Annotated in this window: 14 protein-coding genes and 1 pseudogene; 5 read left to right on the forward strand and 10 right to left on the reverse strand. The window is 65.4% G+C overall.

The genetic code is table 11. The annotated features are described in order from the left end of the window. Positions 1-324 precede the first annotated feature (324 nt). Positions 325-1329, reverse strand: coding sequence for an alpha/beta hydrolase (locus I6F38_RS41365; protein ID WP_225164427.1), 1005 nt, complete (start codon positions 1327-1329; stop codon positions 325-327). Between the two features lie 172 nt (positions 1330-1501). Between I6F38_RS41365 and I6F38_RS41370 the strand changes: the two are divergent. Then, positions 1502-2254, forward strand: a pseudogene (locus I6F38_RS41370) (IS5 family transposase). Between the two features lie 40 nt (positions 2255-2294). Here I6F38_RS41370 and I6F38_RS41375 read toward each other — a convergent pair. Continuing rightward, positions 2295-3164, reverse strand: a complete 870-nt coding sequence (locus I6F38_RS41375; RefSeq protein WP_225164428.1) for a DUF2066 domain-containing protein — start codon at positions 3162-3164, stop codon at positions 2295-2297. 202 nt (positions 3165-3366) lie between these two features. Here I6F38_RS41375 and I6F38_RS41380 point away from each other — a divergent pair, with 202 nt between their 5' ends. Further along, on the forward strand, positions 3367-4380 hold the full coding sequence (locus tag I6F38_RS41380; protein WP_225164429.1) for an NAD(P)-dependent alcohol dehydrogenase: 1014 nt from the start codon (positions 3367-3369) through the stop codon (positions 4378-4380). A gap of 251 nt (positions 4381-4631) precedes the next feature. Here I6F38_RS41380 and I6F38_RS41385 read toward each other — a convergent pair whose 3' ends face one another. Next, complete coding sequence (locus I6F38_RS41385; RefSeq protein WP_225164430.1) at positions 4632-5405, reverse strand: enoyl-CoA hydratase-related protein; 774 nt, start codon at positions 5403-5405, stop codon at positions 4632-4634. A 104-nt stretch (positions 5406-5509) separates the two neighbouring features. Here I6F38_RS41385 and I6F38_RS41390 point away from each other — a divergent pair, with 104 nt between their 5' ends. Both I6F38_RS41390 and I6F38_RS41395 read left to right on the forward strand, forming a co-directional pair. Next, on the forward strand, positions 5510-7099 hold the full coding sequence (locus I6F38_RS41390; RefSeq protein ID WP_225164431.1) for a gamma-glutamyltransferase: 1590 nt from the start codon (positions 5510-5512) through the stop codon (positions 7097-7099). 157 nt (positions 7100-7256) lie between these two features. Continuing rightward, complete coding sequence (locus I6F38_RS41395; RefSeq protein ID WP_225164432.1) at positions 7257-7628, forward strand: PaaI family thioesterase; 372 nt, start codon at positions 7257-7259, stop codon at positions 7626-7628. 12 nt (positions 7629-7640) lie between these two features. Here the strand turns inward: I6F38_RS41395 and I6F38_RS41400 are convergent, their stop codons facing one another. From I6F38_RS41400 to I6F38_RS41430, 7 genes are all read right to left on the reverse strand, one after another. Continuing rightward, complete coding sequence (locus I6F38_RS41400) at positions 7641-8336, reverse strand: class I SAM-dependent methyltransferase (RefSeq protein WP_225164433.1); 696 nt, start codon at positions 8334-8336, stop codon at positions 7641-7643. A gap of 7 nt (positions 8337-8343) precedes the next feature. Next, entirely contained in the window at positions 8344-8838 is a 495-nt protein-coding gene (locus I6F38_RS41405) for a hypothetical protein (protein WP_057015167.1), read from the reverse strand. Between the two features lie 47 nt (positions 8839-8885). Further along, positions 8886-12113: an adenylate/guanylate cyclase domain-containing protein gene (locus tag I6F38_RS41410; RefSeq protein WP_225164434.1), complete on the reverse strand. Its 3228-nt coding sequence runs from the start codon at positions 12111-12113 to the stop codon at positions 8886-8888. Positions 12114-12193: 80 nt separating this feature from the next. After that, positions 12194-13486 carry an FAD-binding oxidoreductase gene (locus tag I6F38_RS41415; RefSeq protein WP_225164435.1) on the reverse strand — a complete coding sequence of 431 codons (1293 nt, stop codon included), beginning with the start codon at positions 13484-13486 and terminating at the stop codon, positions 12194-12196. 14 nt (positions 13487-13500) lie between these two features. Next, positions 13501-14232, reverse strand: coding sequence for an amino acid ABC transporter ATP-binding protein (locus I6F38_RS41420; protein WP_038378946.1), 732 nt, complete (start codon positions 14230-14232; stop codon positions 13501-13503). Continuing rightward, entirely contained in the window at positions 14229-14882 is a 654-nt protein-coding gene (locus tag I6F38_RS41425; RefSeq protein ID WP_225164436.1) for an amino acid ABC transporter permease, read from the reverse strand. The genes I6F38_RS41420 and I6F38_RS41425 overlap by 4 nt, the downstream gene beginning before the upstream one ends. Positions 14883-15102: 220 nt before the next feature. Further along, complete coding sequence (locus tag I6F38_RS41430) at positions 15103-15870, reverse strand: ABC transporter substrate-binding protein (protein ID WP_225164437.1); 768 nt, start codon at positions 15868-15870, stop codon at positions 15103-15105. A 164-nt stretch (positions 15871-16034) separates the two neighbouring features. Here I6F38_RS41430 and I6F38_RS41435 point away from each other — a divergent pair, with 164 nt between their 5' ends. Beyond that, positions 16035-16736, forward strand: a complete 702-nt coding sequence (locus I6F38_RS41435; protein WP_225164438.1) for a cupin domain-containing protein — start codon at positions 16035-16037, stop codon at positions 16734-16736. Positions 16737-17009 lie beyond the last annotated feature (273 nt).

Raw genomic sequence — 17009 nt, forward strand, 5'->3', positions numbered from 1 at the left:
TCGAGTTCGTCTTCCCATCCCGGCATGGTCAGCCCTCCAAGAGCCGACCACCCATGAATCATTGAAAAGTCGATTCGGGAATCCTATAAAACGCGACCAAATCAACAATCTGCCAAAGTAGTGCTAGGGTCCGTACTCAATAAGGATTGAACCAATCAGCTCAGGACCGAGCTAGTCCGCATTAGAGCGTGATGACTTCTCTTCGTATCGTCATCCCGCTCTATGTTTTTGTTGGAGCATAATCCCCCTCGGGTCGAGCCCGAGGGCATGCTCTTCGGAAAACCGCCACACACCTTGCACTAACTCGGTCCGGATCATGCTCCGTCATCCGTGATCCGGCAGCGATTTAAGAAATTCCAAGAGCGCGGCGTTGACCTCTTCAGGCCGCTCCTGTTGGGTCCAATGGCCGCAGCCTGCCAGCATCTTGATGCCGCGCAAACCGGGAACGAGGTTTTGGAGGTTGGCGAGCACCTGTTCCGTGCCGGGAAAGGAAATCACCAGGTCGTGTTCGCCGGCCATAAATAACGCTGGCACCGAAACCCGCAGGCCCGCCATCGCACCGAGCAGCTCCCAGTTTCGATCGATGTTGCGATAATAGTTCAGGCCTCCGCGGAAGCCGGTTCGCCTGAATTCCTCTCCATAAAAGTCGATATCCTTTTCGGTGATCCAAGACGGCAATGCTGCCGGTGTGCTGGAACCTCGCAGGGATTCACCGCCGTTCGGGACCATAGCGAAATTTTCTGACGGCCCGCCGCTTGCCTGAGCGGCTCGTGCGAGCGCCACACCATCGCCCGACCCAGCAAACAGCAGGTTGCGTAAGGTGGTCCGCGGATCGCGCCCGAACTCCGCTTCGGCAAGTCCTGGCTCCTGGAAGTAAAGCATGTAGAACCGCGCGTTTTCCGTGCGCGGCATGAGCGCGGTTCGAAGCGACATGCCCCGTGGATAGAACGGGACGCTCATGGCCGCCACAGCCCTGAAGCGGTCCGGCCGCAGCAGCGCCGCCTGCCAAGCGACGATCGCCCCCCAGTCGTGACCGACAATTACCGCCTTCTCTGCCCCGAGAGCGTCGAGAACGCCGACCATATCGCCGACGAGATGAAACAGCGTGTATTTGTCGATCGCCTCGGGCGCGTCGCTCTTGCCATAGCCGCGCATATCCGGGGCTACGGCGTGGAAGCCGGCTGCGGCAAGGGCGCCCAATTGATGTCGCCACGAGTACCAGGATTCGGGCCAGCCATGGGCCAGCAATGCGACCGGTCCTTCGCCTTGCTCAGCGATATTGAGGTGGATACCATTACTTTCGATAATTCGTTGCTTCGGCTCGCTCATCTTTCCCTCTTGCTCGATTGTGACTGCAGACGCTTCTGCCGACAGCCAGTCGAACAAGCGAAAGCCGGAACGACATTTCAGGATAAATTAATTACCTTTGGGCACGCCGGAGCTGAGAATTCTCAGGCGGGCTCAATCGTGATTCAAGGTCTTCCGATTCGAGGAGGCCTTGATGCGCAAGCAACTTTACTGGTTGAGCGACGCGGAGTGGAAGCGCGTTGAGCCCCTGTTGCCGCGAGGACGGCGTGGTGCGCACCGGGTGGACGACCGACGGTTGATCAGCGGGATCGTGCACATGCTACGGTCAGGAGCGCGCTGGCGGGATTGTCCGCCGGAATACGGCCCTACACGACGATTTACAATCGCTTCAACCGCTGGAGCCGACAGGGTCTCTGGTTCGAGATATTCGAGACTTTAACCGGCAAGACCGGCATCGTCGGATCGGTCGCCATCGACAGTTCCCACATCAAAGCGCACCGGTCGGCCGCCGACGGAAAAGGGGGGACTTCGGGCAAGCCATTGGCCGCTCGCGCGGCGGCCGGACGACGAAAATCCACGCTGCGACCGATGACCAAGGACGTCCCCGCGTCCTGCTGCTCTCGCCAGGCAACATCAACGATATCGCGCTGGCACCAGCTCTTCTTGCGGCGGCCGGGCCAATCCAGCGGCTGATTGCCGACAAGGCCTACGATGCCAACAGTCTGCGAACGCTTCTCGCCGAGCAGGGCGCCCAGGCGGTCATTCCGTCCACGACCAGCCGCAGCCAACCGATCCCCTACAGCAAAAGGCTCGATCGCCAGCGCAACTTAATCGAGCGCATGTTCGCCCGTCTCAAGGACTTTCGCCGCATCGCTACGACAAGCTCGCAAGGAACTTCCTCGCTGGCGCCTTCATCGCCGCGGCCGCAATCTGGTGGCTCAATTGAGTCCGGACCCTTGCGCGATCCAGCCGCTGCGCGCGCAAGCTCATTTCGGTCGCCCCGGATCGCCATTGCCCGACAGCACCTGCGCGGCGCCGCCGATGCCGCGGCGGAACGCTTCATCGAAGGTGACGCCGCGAAACTGCCATTTGTAATCCTTGCCGTGCCAGGCCATCCGCCATTGCGTGGCCCAGCCGAGATCCTTGTCGTCCCAGACCAGCCGACCGAGCAGGCTGGCCTCGCCGCCTTGCGCCGCGACGATCGCACTCAGCTTCGCCGGCGGCGTCTTCAACAGTTCGGCGGCGGTGAGGTTGGCGCTGGTCAACGCCGCTGTATCGGGCAGCACGAAGCGCATGCCGCGTTTTCCGGCCGCAGCCGCAAGCGCGTCGCGTTGCAGGTCGGACTGCGTCCCGTCGGATGTGACGATGTAGTCCTTCGGACCGTGCTGCATCTCGGCGAAGACGCCGAGCACCGGCCGCTGCGACCGCCACGGCTTGAGACCGAGCCTGGCGAGAATGCCGTCGATCTTCTTCTCGTCGAAATCCACCGTCAGGTCGTAGGGCCGGTCGCGGGTGCCCTGCTCGTCATGATGCGGCTTGCCGGCATATTGATCGTGATAGTCGAAACTGCTGACGAAATCCTTGGCCTTCGATTTGTATGCGGCTAGCCGGCGGTCGCCTGCCAGCATCGGCTGACCGGAAACCTTGATGAGCACATCTTCCAGACATGCACCGAAGCCAATGATGCGGTTCGGCTCGCCCTGGCCGGTGACGACGGTCTGCGCGCGGTAGAGGCTGTCGTCTGCTGCGGCCATCGCACCACTGCAAGCGATCCATGCAGCGGCAAGCAGCACGCAAACCGCGCCGCGTGCGAGCGTTGCGATCAGATCGCGCTTCGTCTCAAGCAAGGCAGCCATCGTCACCTCCGCTCGGTCACTTCATTGACGGCACAGATTGGCGGTATTTTCGGGCAGCGCCAGCACGTTCGGGCATGGGCGCCATTCCATCGGTCTCGCTACGCGCTATGGCCACGCGCGGCAGGCATGACATATGCTCGGAGCATGCGCGGCGGCGCCGCGAGCGTTGCCCAACACAAGAGCACCGAGCAGGAGACGTTCCGTGAAATGCTATGAGTTGCAAGGCCCCGGCGGCGTCGACGCGCTGGCGCTGGTCGACAAGCCGGTTCCGCAAGCCGGCCCGGGCGAGGTCCTGGTGCGGCTGAAGGCGGCGACGCTGAACTATCGCGACCTGCTCACGGTCAAGGGCGGTTACGGCTCGCGCCAGAAATTTCCGCTGGTGCCGGTCTCCGACGGCGCCGGCGTGGTCGAGGCGGTCGGCGCCGGAGTCAGGAGCTTCGCACCCGGCGATCGCGTGATCGGCAGCTTCTTCGAAAGCTGGCTCGGGGGCGAGCCGAGCGAGGCGCGGATGCGCGCGGCGCTCGGCGGCAGCGTCGACGGTGTGCTGACCGAGTACCGGGTCTTCCCCGCGCATGCGCTGGTGCGCACGCCGGATCATCTGAACGACATCGAGGCCGCGGCACTGCCATGCGCCGGCCTCACGGCGTGGAGCGCGGTGGTCAAGCTCGGCGACATCAAGCCGGGGCAGACGGTGCTGACCCAGGGCACCGGCGGCGTCTCGCTGTTCGCGTTGCAATTCGCCAAGATGTGCGGCGCCCGCGTCATCGCGACATCCTCCAGCGACGCCAAGATCGCGCGGCTGAAGCAGCTCGGCGCCGATGTCACGCTCAATTACAAGACCACGCCCGATTGGGGCAAGAAGGCGCGCGAACTGACCGGGCGCGGTGTCGATCTCGTCGTCGAGGTCGGCGGCGTCGGCACGCTGAACGAATCGATCCGCGCCACCAGGATCGGCGGCACGATCGCCTTCATCGGCGTGCTCGCAGGTCCCGCCGCGTCCGACACGCGGCTGCCGCTGATGGTGATGCAGCAGCAGCGGCTGCAAGGCGTCACCGTCGGCTCGATCGAGGATCTGCAGGCGCTGTGCGACGGCATCAGCCTGCACGGCGTCAAGCCCGTGATCGACAAGGTGTTCGCGTTCGACCAGGTCAAGACCGCGTTCGCCCACATGGCGAGTGGCGCGCATTTCGGCAAGATCGCGATTGCGATTGGCTAGCACGCGCACGATCAAGGCCTGGAGCATGCTGAGATTGCGCCGAACAGCGACGGCGCTGCGCTCCCTCGCCCCGTTCTTACGGGGAGAGGGTTGGGGTGAGGGGCTGCCTCCGCGTATGTCTGGTGATAGCTGTATTCGCGGAGATTCCCCCTCACCCGGAACGCATCGAACGATGCGTTCCGACCTCTCCCCGCACGCGGGGCGAGGTGAAGCGGAGCCCGCCGCTCGATTCGAGGTAAGCTCATCCCGCTCTAGCGCCCCGTGAACTGGGCCTTGCGTTTCTCGACGAAGGCCTGGCGGCCTTCCTTCGCGTCGGCGCTCTCGCGGATCACCTGCTGCAGCTCGATCTCGCGGCGGAACTGATCCGCGTAGCTGGCGTGCTCGCTCTCCTCGAGCAGCTGCCGCGTCGCGACCAGCGCGCGCGTCGGTCCGTCCGCAAGGCGGCCGGCAAGCGCCTTCGCCTCGTCGAGCAGCCTTGCATCATCGACCACGTCACGCACCAACCCCCACTCCTTGGCCCGTTCGGCCGGCAGCGGCTCGTTCAGCAGCATCAGGTCGAGCGCGCGCTGGCGGCCGATCAGGCGCGGCAACAGCCAGGTCGAGCCGAGATCAGGCACCAGACCGATCCGGCTGAACACCTGGATGAAGCTCGCCGAGCGCGCCGCCAGGATGATGTCGCCGGACATCGCGAGGCTGAAGCCGCCGCCTGCCGCGACGCCGTTGACCGCGACCACGACAGGCACGCGGCATTCGCGCAAGGCCTGCATCGCCGGCCAATAATGCCTCATCACGCCGGTGTAGATATTGTCGCCGAGCGACTGGAACGCCTTGAGGTTCTGCCCGGAGCAGAAGCCGCGTCCCTCCCCGGTCAGGACCAGCGCGCGGATGTCCGGGTCGAGGCTCATCTCGCCGACGGCGCGCGCGAGATCGCCGAGCAGTTCCGGCGTCATGGCGTTCAGGCTCGCGGGATCGTTGAGCGTCAGGATGCCGACCTTGCCGTCCCGTTCACGCTTCACACCAGTCATTTTCCGCTCCCTGAAATTGGCTCTTGTTGTTGCACTGACAGTGCCATGCTTGGCATGCTACGCCAACGTGCCCCACCCGCAACAAGAACAGCGAAAGCGACGCCATGTCCGACCAGTTCTCCAACTCGCAAGTGATCCGCAAGCCGGCCGTCAGCGCCAAGGGCGGCATCGTCGCCGCACAATCGCGCAAGGCGGCCGAGGTCGGCGCGGAGGTATTGGCTGATGGTGGCGATTGCGTCGACGCCGTGATCGCAACCACCTTCGCGCTTGGCGTCGTGGAGCCGTGGATGAGCGGCGCCGGGGGCGGCGGCGCGATGGTGCTGTATCGCGCCAAGGAGAACCGCGTCGAGGTGATCGACTATGGCATGCGCGCGCCCGACGGCCTGCGCATCGAGGATTATCCGCTGACCGGCGGCGCGGCCTCCGACCTGTTCCCCTGGGCGCGGGTCAAGGACGACCGCAACCTGCACGGCCCCGGCTCGATCGCGGTGCCCGGCGTCGTTGCCGGCATGGAGGAAGCGCATCGCCGCCACGCCAAAATGCCGTGGAAGGACCTGCTGGCGCCGAGCGTCAAGCTCGCCGCCGAAGGCCTTCTGGTCGATTGGTGGACCACCGCGATGATCGCAAGCTCCGCCGCCGATCTGCGGCGCTATCCCGCCAGCGCGGCGGCGTATCTGCAGGATGGCCTGCCGCCGAATGCGCAATGGGGCATCAGGTCGGTGGTCCGCATGCCGCAGGACAAGCTGAAGGCGACGATGGCGCAGCTCGCCGCGGCCGGCCCGCGCGATTTCTACGAGGGCGATCTGGCGCGCAGCATCGCCGACGACATCCAGGCCGCCGGCGGCGCGCTGTCGGTGCGCGACCTCGCCGCCTTCCGCGCCCATCTGCGCGAGCCGCTGAAGATTCCCTATCGCGGCGGCACGGTCTATGCGACGCCGGAGCTGACCGCGGGTCCGACCATGGCGCGGACGCTCGGCCTTTTGCAAAAGTCGCTGGCGCCCGCGCAGGGCGGTCCGGATGCGGCGGCCTACGCAGCCTATGCCGAGGCGCTGCAAGCCGCCTATCGCGAGCGGCTGAAGGACATGGGCGACGTCGACGGCCGGCGCGCGCTCGGCGCCGAAGCAATCGCGCCGTCCTGCACCACGCATTTCTCCGCAGTCGACCGCGACGGCAACATGGCCGCGGTGACGCAGACGCTGCTGTCGACCTTCGGCTCCAAATTCGTGACGCCGAACACCGGGCTGACCATGAACAACGGCATCATGTGGTTCGATCCGACGCAAGGCGCACCAAACTCGCTCGCGCCCGGCAAGCGCTGCCTGACCAACTACACGCCTGTCGTGGCGCAGGCCGCCGACGGCCGCACGCTTGCCGCCGGCGCATCGGGCGGCCGCCGCATCCTGCCGGCGGTGTCGCAACTGCTTTCCTTCGTGATGGATTTCGGCATGGATCTCGACGCCGCGATCCACCAGCCCCGAATCGACGCCAGCGAGGGCGCCGTGGTGATCGGCGACAAGCGCCTGCCCGCCAGCGTGCGCGAGGCGCTGCGCGGCCGCTTCGACTTCGAGGAGGCCCGTATCCAGACCCTGCCGATGAAGTTCGCCTGCCCGAGCGTCGTGCTGCGCGACGGCACCACCAACAGCGGCGTCACCGAGCCGTTCCAGCCCTGGGGCGACGCGGTCGCGGAGGGGTGACGGCAAGTCGCGGTTCATTGAGGTCGTCGTCCCTGCTCTCGTGCGCAATTGCGCACTAGGCAGGGACGACACTGAGTTTATTGCATGAGCCAGACGGGCTGATACATTTGGACCGACAACAATCGCGGTGACCGGCTTGAGTGAAGCAAGCGCAGACGTGCCGCCCGGCGCGCGACTTCTTGGACGCGAGTGGCTGGGCTTCGACGGTGAAATCGCCACAGTCCGTTTCGAGGCGCAACCCTTGTTCACCAACCGCCACGGAACGATCCAGGGCGGTTTCCTTGCCGCGATGCTGGATTCGGCGACGGGCCTCGGCGCGCTCGCAGCGCTGCCCGCAACGCGGACCGTCGTGACGAAGACCCTCACCACGCGCTTTCTCAAACCGGCGCGCATCGGCCCGATCACGGCCAAGGCGAAGGTCATCTCGCAGACCGACCGCGACATGATCGTCGAAGCCGATCTGATCGACGCCAACGATGTGACGGTCGCCAGCGCCACCGCCGAGCTGCGGATTCTCGACAAGCGATAGTCCGCAGCCCGATCAGCAATCCCTACATCGCGCCAGCAGGGTGACTTCGTTCAGTCCGTAGCCGTCGACGGTCTCGACGGTGCAGCCAAGCTCGCGTTCGCAATACCGGATCCACGGCTCGGGGCTCGTGCAATACAGCTGCACCTGCGCCGCATCCGCATTTGCAGTGGCTGCGGCCTCCCCGGTGACGAAGTTGACGCTGAAGCCACGCAGGCTGGCGCGGCGCAGGTCGGCCAGCATCCCGGCGACAAATGCCTCCCAGGATCGGCGGCAGCCGCCGACATCGACATTCATGATGCCGCTCGCGACCGAATAGGTCGCGCGACGCAGGCTGCCCTTGCCGACCTTGAAGCGGCGCCCCGGCGCCGAGAAACGGCGGCGCGCGCGGCTGATCATGGCGAGCGACAGGTCGATCCCGAGATAATCGATCTCCGCTTGCGGATGGCGCCTTGCGAGATAGGCGCACAGCGCGCCGTATCCGCAGCCGATGTCGTTCAGGCTGAACGGTGCGCAGAAGTCGCAGAGCTTCAGCAACTGGACGAAGCGGAGGTCCTGGGTGGCCTGGCAGGACCAGTCCACCCCGCGCGGGGTGGCGCCGTATTTGGCGACCCGCGCGCTGTAGTAGGATTCGACATCGGCATAGAGGTCGGAGAATCGCGCCCGGTCGCCTTCGGCGCCGACACCTGCGGTCTCCGCTGCGATGCTCACGTCTTGCTCATTTCTTGGCTTTGGCCCGCCGCTGCTTCGCCATCGCAGCAAGCTCCTTGCGGGCGACCTGGCTTGGCTTGGTCGGGATCGACAGAACCCGATACGACTGGGTCGAGTAGATCAGCGGCGTATGGCCATCGGCTGCAAACGTCACCTTCGGATTTTCCTTCATGGCGTGAACGCTAACGAGCACCGGCAGATACGGACCCTGCGTGAGCGCCTGTCGGAACGCCTGGACCACCCGCTTGTATCCGCTCACATTGGGCTGATCGGAAGGATAGTCCTTCAGCGTGCCGAGGAAAGTATACCAGCGCTTCCGCTCGACCCGGTCGGCCGGTTCGATCCCGATCAGCCGGAACGACTGTTCGAGGGGATGATTGGGAGAGAAGATGTCGAACTCCTTTTGCAGCTCCACCATCTCCATGATCCCGCCGGGACCAAACCGCTTGTTCAGCAGATCAAGGACATCGCGCGTCGTATCGTCTTGAATCATCCGTCCCATTAAAACCCCCTCAGTACCTTGTTTCCAGAAATGAAAAATCGTCGCGTCTAGCGTCGCTCAAGATGCAATCGAAGCTGATCGAGTTGTGGTGTGAAATAGACTGCCCCCGAGACATCGAGCAGATTCTGAGCGCCGCCGACAATCTCGTCAAGCTCCTCATGTGACGTGCTGCCCAAGGCGCAAACGATCAGGCCGCGCAGCACGGTCGCGTGCAGCTCGGCGATGCGATCGGTCCTTCGCCGCGCGACCATCAGCGCCTCGTCCACCGCTTGCAGGGCTGCATGGTGGTCGGCGGCGCGATAGAGCGCTTCGGCCAGATCCGCCAGCATGCGCGCCTCGAATTCGAGGCCGGCTCGCGCAGAGCGCGCAAAGTCGATCGCTTCCTGAAGCTGGGCGGCGGCAACCTTGAAATCGCCCGCGGCGCCGCTGGCGAGGCCGGCGCTGGCGAGCGCCGCGACCCGCAGATAGGGCGTGCCGGACTGCTCGGCCAATTCGGCGATCCTCGCCGCATGCGGCTTGGCGAGTTCCGGCCGGCCGCGGCTCCAGCCCATCTCCACCATCGCAAAATGCGGAATGAACTGCACGACGGCGGCGAAGCGCTCCGGCTCGGCTCGCAGCACCTCGGCGATCCGCCGTTCGGCTTCGTCGAACCGGCCGAGCCGCACCAGAATTCTGGTGCCGAGACACCTGATCCAGTGCTCGACGTCGAAGCCGAGAATCTGGTTCGGGTTGAGACCGAGTGTGACGTTGTTGTGAAAGCCGCCCTGCTCGGCAATCGCGGCAACCGCCACCTGCCCGGCGTCGAGCGCCTCGGCAAGACGACCCGACAGGAAGAACGCCTGGCTCAGCATGGCATTGACCGTCGCAAACCGTCCGACGTCCCCGGTGCCGGAGGTGAGCTTCAAGGCGTCCTGCACGAGCTTGACATAGTCGTCGGCGGCCGCGGTCGCGGCCAGGATCCTGCCGTAGGCGCCGAGCAGGATCGGCTCGTGCACCGGGTCCGCCGCGCGTGCGTATTTGATCGCCTCTTCGGCGTAGGGCTTAACCTCTTCGGCGGACATGCCCTCACGCCAGCCGAAGTTGAGGATCTGGCCGCTCGACATCGCCCGCAGCCGGTCGACATATTCGGACGGGGGCTGGTCCTGCAGCAGGGCGCGAACCTTTTTCCAGCTTTTCATTGCCTCGGCGGAGTTGGTCTTGCCGATCCAGCGCGCCGCACGCTGCAAATGGGTGACCGCCTCCAGCGGCTGGCCCGCGGCCTCGTAGTGATAGGCGAGCAGCCCGGCAAACTCGTCGAGCTTGCCCCAGTCGAAGCCCTCGATGGCCTTGGCGACGGTCGCATGCAGCGTGGTCAGCCGCGATCGCAACTGGGTTGCATAAGCGACCTCCTGGATCAATGGATGGCGAAACGCCAGCAATCCCTTGTCGTAGGGCGGCAGGTCGTACAGCAGCTCGGCCTGGCGCAGCTGCGCGATGGCGTTCTGCAAATCGTCGTTCGGCAGCGCCGCGACCGGACGCAGCACCGACATCGCGACCAGCCGGCCGATCACGGCCGCCGTCTCGAGCACCTGCTTGGCGATATCCTCGAGGTGATCGATGCGGGCGGCCACGACGGCCTGCACCGTCGCGGGCAGCGGCACCGCATCGACGCCATGCTTGAGCCGGTAGTTGCCGCGCTCGCCCTCGACATTGCCGCGCTCCACGACGGTGTTGGCAAGCTCCTCGATGAAGAACGGATTGCCCTGCGCGCGTTCAATGACGTTGCTGCTCAGCGAGGCCAGCGAGGGATGCCTGCCGAAATGCTCGCGGAGCAGCTCGTTCGAATCGGACCACGGCAGCGGCGGGATTGCGATCTGACGGTAGTGCGACCGCTGCATGAAAGGTGCCGTGAAGCCCGGCCTGAAATTGACCACCAGCAACGTCGCGGTGCCGACGATGGCATCGACCAGCGTCTCGACGAACTCTTCGCTCGCGGCGTCGATCCAGTGCAGGTCCTCGATCATGACGACCGCCGGCGTGTCGCCGGGGCGCGCATGCACCAGCGTTCGAACCAGCTCGAGCAGTTGCAGCCGCAGCGCACGCGGATCGAGCTTCGGGGCCGGATGCTCCGGATCGGCAAGGCCGAGGAATTCGAGCAGCACCAGCAATTCCTGCTCCGACGCGGCCATCTCGGCAAAATGGTCGATGACGCGACGCCGGGACGTCTCGATCGGCTCCTTGGCGCGGATGCCGAAGATGTCGCGCAACAGCTCGAGCACGGGCTGGAACGGTGTGGCGCGGCCATGCGCCAGCACGCGGGCCTCGTAGACGCGAATGCCCTTGCGGCGGCAGTTTTCGGCGAACTCGAAGCAGAGCCGGCTCTTGCCGATGCCGGCGTCGCCGACCAAGCCGACGACCCGGCCGTCGCCGCCAACTGCACGCGACAGCTCATGCTCCAACGCCGCCATCTGCTCGGTCCGGTTGACCATCGAGGTCAGGCGCCGGCCGCTGCGGAAAACGTCGCTGGCGGGCGCGCTGAGCAGCCCGGTCAGCTTGAAGACCTCCACCGGCGACGAGATGCCGCGAATGGTCTGCATGCCGAGCGGCATGACCTCGACGAATTGCCTGGCGCCGAGATAGGTGTCCCGCGTGATGAGGATCGCCCCCTCATCGGCCATCTGCTCCATCCGGTTGGCGATATGGACGTTGGCGCCGGCGGCGTCGTAGGTCTGGTAGATGGTGTTTTCCACCGTCTGAACGACGACTTCGCCGGTGTGCAGCCCGACCCGGATCTGCATGCCGGGATCGGCGAGCCTGGCCACCGAATCCTGCATGGCGAGCGCGGCGAGACAGCCGCGGACCGCATGATCTTCATGCGGGCGCGGCGGCGCGCCGAACAGCGCCATGACGCCGTCGCCCTGGATCTTGTTGACGATGCCGTCGTAGCGGTGGACGGCCTCCTTCATCAGGTCGAGCACCGGCTCGAGGCGCCGCATGCCGAGTTCGGGATCGCCGAGGCTGTCGATCAGATTGGTCGAGTTGCGGATATCGGCAAACAGCAGAGTGAGGTTCTTGCGTTCGCCGCCCTTGGTGCTGAGCGAACGGAGCAGCCGCTGCGAGGGCGCATCGGGACGGACGCTGCCCGCGGCGAGCGCGGTCCCACAGCGGCCGCAGAAGCGGCTGGATGGCCCGTTCACATGCTGACAGGAGTCACATTTGAGGCCTAATGGCGCACCGCAATCTTCACAATAATCGTTGCCAGCCCGGTTTGCGCGGCCGCATCGCTCGCACTGCATGAACAGCCTTCCAGTAAAGACTGCGAATATATCCGACGCGCGAGATTAGCCCAGCACATTCTGTAATTGTGTTAAATGCCTCACACACCGAGGTAGTCCCGCACCCGGCCGGTCAGCACGGCCGTGGTGACGCCGACCCGCCAGAAGGCGTGCATCGGGATCGGTTTGATACCGGTCACGGGCATGTCGATCTCGGCCTTGGGGCCGCCGATCAGCCGGCGCGCCAGCTGTGCGCCCATCGCGGTCGAGAGCGCGACGCCGCGGCCGTTGCAGCCGAGCGAGATCAGCAAATTCTCCGCGGGCTCATGGACATGCGGGTAGTGATCGGCGGTGATGGCAAGGCGGCTGTTCCAGCCGTGGGTCCAGCTGACGCCCTTGAGCTGCGGCCATAGCCGCTCGGCGTAGCGGATCAGATAGGCGACGTCGGTCGGCTTGCTGATCCAGCGCATCGGGCCGCGGCCGCCCATCAAGAGCCGATTGTGCTGGTCGATGCGGTAATAGACCGTGATGTGGCCGCTTTCGTAGAGCACCGGCCGGGTCGGCATGATCGCGCGGGCGATCGCCTCGGACAGCGGCGCGGTCGCCGCGATCGACGAGAACACTGGCACGATGCTGCGGCGAAGCGCCGGCCAGAGATCATCGGTAAAGCCGTTGGTCGCGAGCAGCACCTTGTCGGCGAGCACGACCGCGCGCGGCGTCTCGATCCGCCAGCGGCCGCCGTCGCGGCGCAGCCGCAGCGCCGGGGTCTCGCCATGGACGGCGACGCCGGCCCCGACCGCGGCGCGTGCCAGCCCGCGGGCATAGCTCAGCGGATGCAAATCGCCGCCGCGCGCATCCAGCATGGCGCAGAGGTAACGGCCGCTGCCGGTCATCTGGCTCATCTCGGCGGCGTCGAGCAGCTTTACCGGCATGCCGCGCCGAATGCATTGCTTTGCCGTGGTCTCGATCGCCGCTGCGCTGGCTTCGTTGTAGGCGGCGCGCAGCGTGCCGTTCTGCCTGGCCTCGCAGGGGATCTGGTAGCGGCGGATCAAGTCATGCGTGAAGTTGGTGGTGCCGTAGGAGAATTCGATCATGCGGCGGCCGAGATCGGCGCCGAAATCCTGCTCGATCTGGTCGGGGTCGTGCTTCAGTCCCGGATTGGTCTGCCCGCCATTGTTGCCGGAGGCGCCCCAGCCCGGCTCCTGCGCTTCGAGCACGGTCGCAAGCACGCCCTGCTCGGCGAGGTGCAGCGCGGTCGACAGGCCGGTGAAGCCGCCGCCGATGATCGCCACCGGCACGCTCTTGTCCGATGTGAGCTGAGACGTCGGCGTCGCCTGCACCGCGGTGTCGGCATAGAGGCTCGGCGGCAGCGGCAGGCGGATTGGCGCGTTCATTGCAGGTGGCCTGATCACAGCGGATGCAGCACGCGGCGCAGGAAATCCTGGGTGCGCGGGTGCTGGGGTTGGTTGAGGACGGATTTGGCGGCGCCCTGCTCGACGATGACACCGCCGTCGATGAACAGCACGCGGTCGGCGACGTCGCGGGCAAAGCCCATTTCGTGGGTGACGACGACCATGGTCATGCCGTCGTCGGCGAGCTTGCGCATCACCGACAGCACCTCGCCGACCAGCTCCGGATCGAGCGCGGAGGTCGGCTCGTCGAACAGGATCGCCTTCGGCTGCATCGCCAGCGCCCGCGCGATCGCGACGCGCTGCTGCTGGCCGCCGGAGAGTTTTGGCGGATGCACCTCGGCCTTGTCGGCGAGCCCGACCTGCGCGAGCAGCGCGCGGCCGCGGGCGATCGCCTGCTCGCGCGGCTCCTTCTTCACATAAAGCGGCCCCTCGATGACGTTCTCGAGCGCGGTGCGATGCGGGAACAGGTTGAAGCGCTGGAACACCATCGAGACCTGGGTGCGGATCGCCACGATCGAGCGGTCATTGCTGTCGACGCGCGCACCCTCGACGCTGATCTCGCCGCGATCGTAGCTCTCGAGCCCGTTGATGCAACGCAGGATGGTCGACTTGCCGGAGCCGGACGGGCCGATGATGCAGACCACCTCGCTCCTGGCGACGGAGGCGGTGATGCCCTTCAGCACCTCGACCTTGCCAAAGCTCTTGTGGACGTCGCGGAGCTCGATCATTTGCGGTTCGCCTTGTTCTCGAAGTGCCGAACCAGCAGGATGAGCGGGATGCTCATGGTGAGATACATCAGCGCCACCAGGGTGAACACGCTGGTGTTCTTGAAGGTCGAGGAGGCGATCAGCTTGCCCTGCAGCGCGAGCTCGGCGACCGTGATCGTGGACGCCTGCGAGGAATCCTTCAGCATCATGATCATGATATTGCCGTAGGGCGGCAGGATGATCCTGACCGCCTGCGGCAGCACCACGCGGCGCATGGTGAGCCACCAGCCCATCCCGATGGTCTGCGCCGCCTCGATCTGCCCCTTGTCGATCGCCTCGATGCCGGCGCGGAAATTTTCCGCCTGATAGGCCGAATAGGCGATGCCGAGCCCGATGATCGCGGCCTGCAGCGCCGACAGCGCGACGCCGAAATCGGGCATCACGAAGTAGATGTAGAACAGCAGCACGATGATCGGGATGCCGCGGATCACGTTGATCAGCGAGGCGCTGAGCCCGACCAGGACGCCGATGCCGGACACCCGCATCAAGGCCCACACCAGCCCGAGCACGGTCGACAGCAACAGCGAGCCGACGGTGACGACGATGGTCACCCAGACACCCTGCAGTAGGATCGGCACGAACTCGACGGCGTCATGGAAGAATTTTTGCATCGGCTCAACGTATCCAGTCCCGACACTATTCGAACGTTACCTCCGTCATCCTGAGGAGCGGCGTCTTCGCCGCGACTCGAAGGATGAATCGGCCCGGCTGGTGGCCGTCGACCCTTCGAGACGCGCTACGCGCTCCTCCAGCGACAACGGCGAAGCCGTTGCGCGGGGGTGACGGGTCACTCTTGCGTAGCCCGGCAAGCCCAGTAGAAGCACACGCGCGTCACGACGCGTTGGCCTTCTGGCCCCATTTCTCCAGGATCTTTGCGATCGTGCCGTTGGCCTTCAGCTTGGCGAGCGAGGCGTTGATCTTCGCGAGCAGTTCGGTGTCGCTCTTGCGGACGCCGATCGCGACGGTGCCGACGGTGACTGGCTTGTAGCCGTCGACCAGACGGACGTCGGCGAAATTGCCCTGCTGCAGATTGTAGGCGAGGATCGGATAGTCGGCGAAGCCGGCCTTGAGGCGGCCCGCATTCACGTCGCGCAGGATGTCGGGAATGGTATCGTAGACCTTGACCTCGCTGAACAGCCCGGTCTTCTTCAGCGCATCGACGAAGGCAGTACCGACCTGGGCGCCGACCACGGTGCCCTTCAGATCCTCCTGCGAGGCATAGGCCTTGGTGTCGGCCTTCGGCACCACCAAACCTTCACCATAGGTGTAGACCGGCTCGGAGAAGTCGATCACCTCCTTGCGCGCGGCGGTGGCGAACATCGCGGCGGCGATGATGTCGATCTTGTTCGCGGTCAGCGAGGGGATCAGCGCCGAGAACTGCATCGGCTCGATCTGCACGGTAAAGCCGGCGTCCTTGCCGATCTCGGTGGCGAGATCAACCATGATGCCCTGGATCGAGTTGGTCTTGGTGTCGAGGAAGGTGAAGGGAATGCCGGTCGGGGTCGACCCGACCTTGAGCACCTGCTGCGCCCCTGACGGCGCGGTCACGGCAAGGGCAAGCGCCGCCACCGCGGCCTGGACGAGACGCTGAAACGACATCGCAACACCTCCCGAAGCTGGCCTTGGCGCCGCATCGCCCGCGCGTTTCGGGCTTTTGGTTGCGGTCGACGCCGTTCCAGCCTATTTTCACCAGTATGAAATTGTGGTCACGAAACCGCGGCCAATGCAAGCGGTTTTCATGCACATGAAGGAAGCGGACTGACGTGAGCGGCGGCAACAGAATGCGTAAAGGCGCGGCAGCGAAGCCCGCAACGGCACGCCGCGCGGCCAAGAAACCGGCCAGGAAACCGGTGAAGAAACCGGTCAAGAAACCCGCCGGCAAGCCGGCCGAGCCCGCGATGGATCTCGCGGTCGGACGCCGCATCCGCGACCTGCGCCGCAGCAAGGAAATGTCGCTGGAGGTGGTCGCTGCGCGCACCGATTTGTCGATCGGCTTCATCAGCCAGATCGAGCGCGGCCTGTCGTCGCCCTCGCTGCGCGTGCTGGCGACATTGGCCGACGTACTCGGCGTCGGCATCGCCGCGCTGTTCGGCGCGACGCCCAGGGATGACGGCGCCGGCGGCATCGTGACCCGCGAGGTGCAGCGCGCCGAGCTGAAGCTGTGGCGCACGGGAATTTCAAAGCAGCTGCTGAGCCCGGCCGGCAGCGAGAGCCGGCTCAACCTGTTCCTGGTGCATCTCGAGCCCGGCGGCAACACCGGCGACGAGTTCTATACCCATGACGGCGAAGAGGCCGGCCTCGTGCTCCAGGGCGAGATGACGCTGACGGTGGATACGGAGACCTGGACGCTAAAGCAGGGCGACAGCTTCAGATTCGCGAGCCGCCGCCCGCACCGGTTTTCCAACCCGGCGCGCGATGCGAAGGCCGTGGTGCTGTGGGTGAACTGCGTGACGGCAGCGGGGTGACGGCCCATCTACCTCCGCCGTCGTCCCGGCGAAGGCCATCCTGCGTCGTCCCGGCGAAGGCCGGGACCCATTACCACCAATCTTGATTGTCGAAGGGGAAGCGGCCCCAGCGTCCTGCCATAACTCGCATTCGTGGTTATGGGTCCCCTGAGTTCACAAACGAAGTGCAACACTTCCTTGAGGAGGTGTTGCCATGGGGCGGACTTACAAGCAGCTCTCTCTGGACGACCGATGCGAGATTGCCTGCCTATCGGCCAATGGCAGCTCGGTCCG

It is taken from the genome of Bradyrhizobium sp. BRP56, assembly GCF_020194035.1.
Taxonomy (GTDB): domain Bacteria; phylum Pseudomonadota; class Alphaproteobacteria; order Rhizobiales; family Xanthobacteraceae; genus Bradyrhizobium; species Bradyrhizobium australafricanum.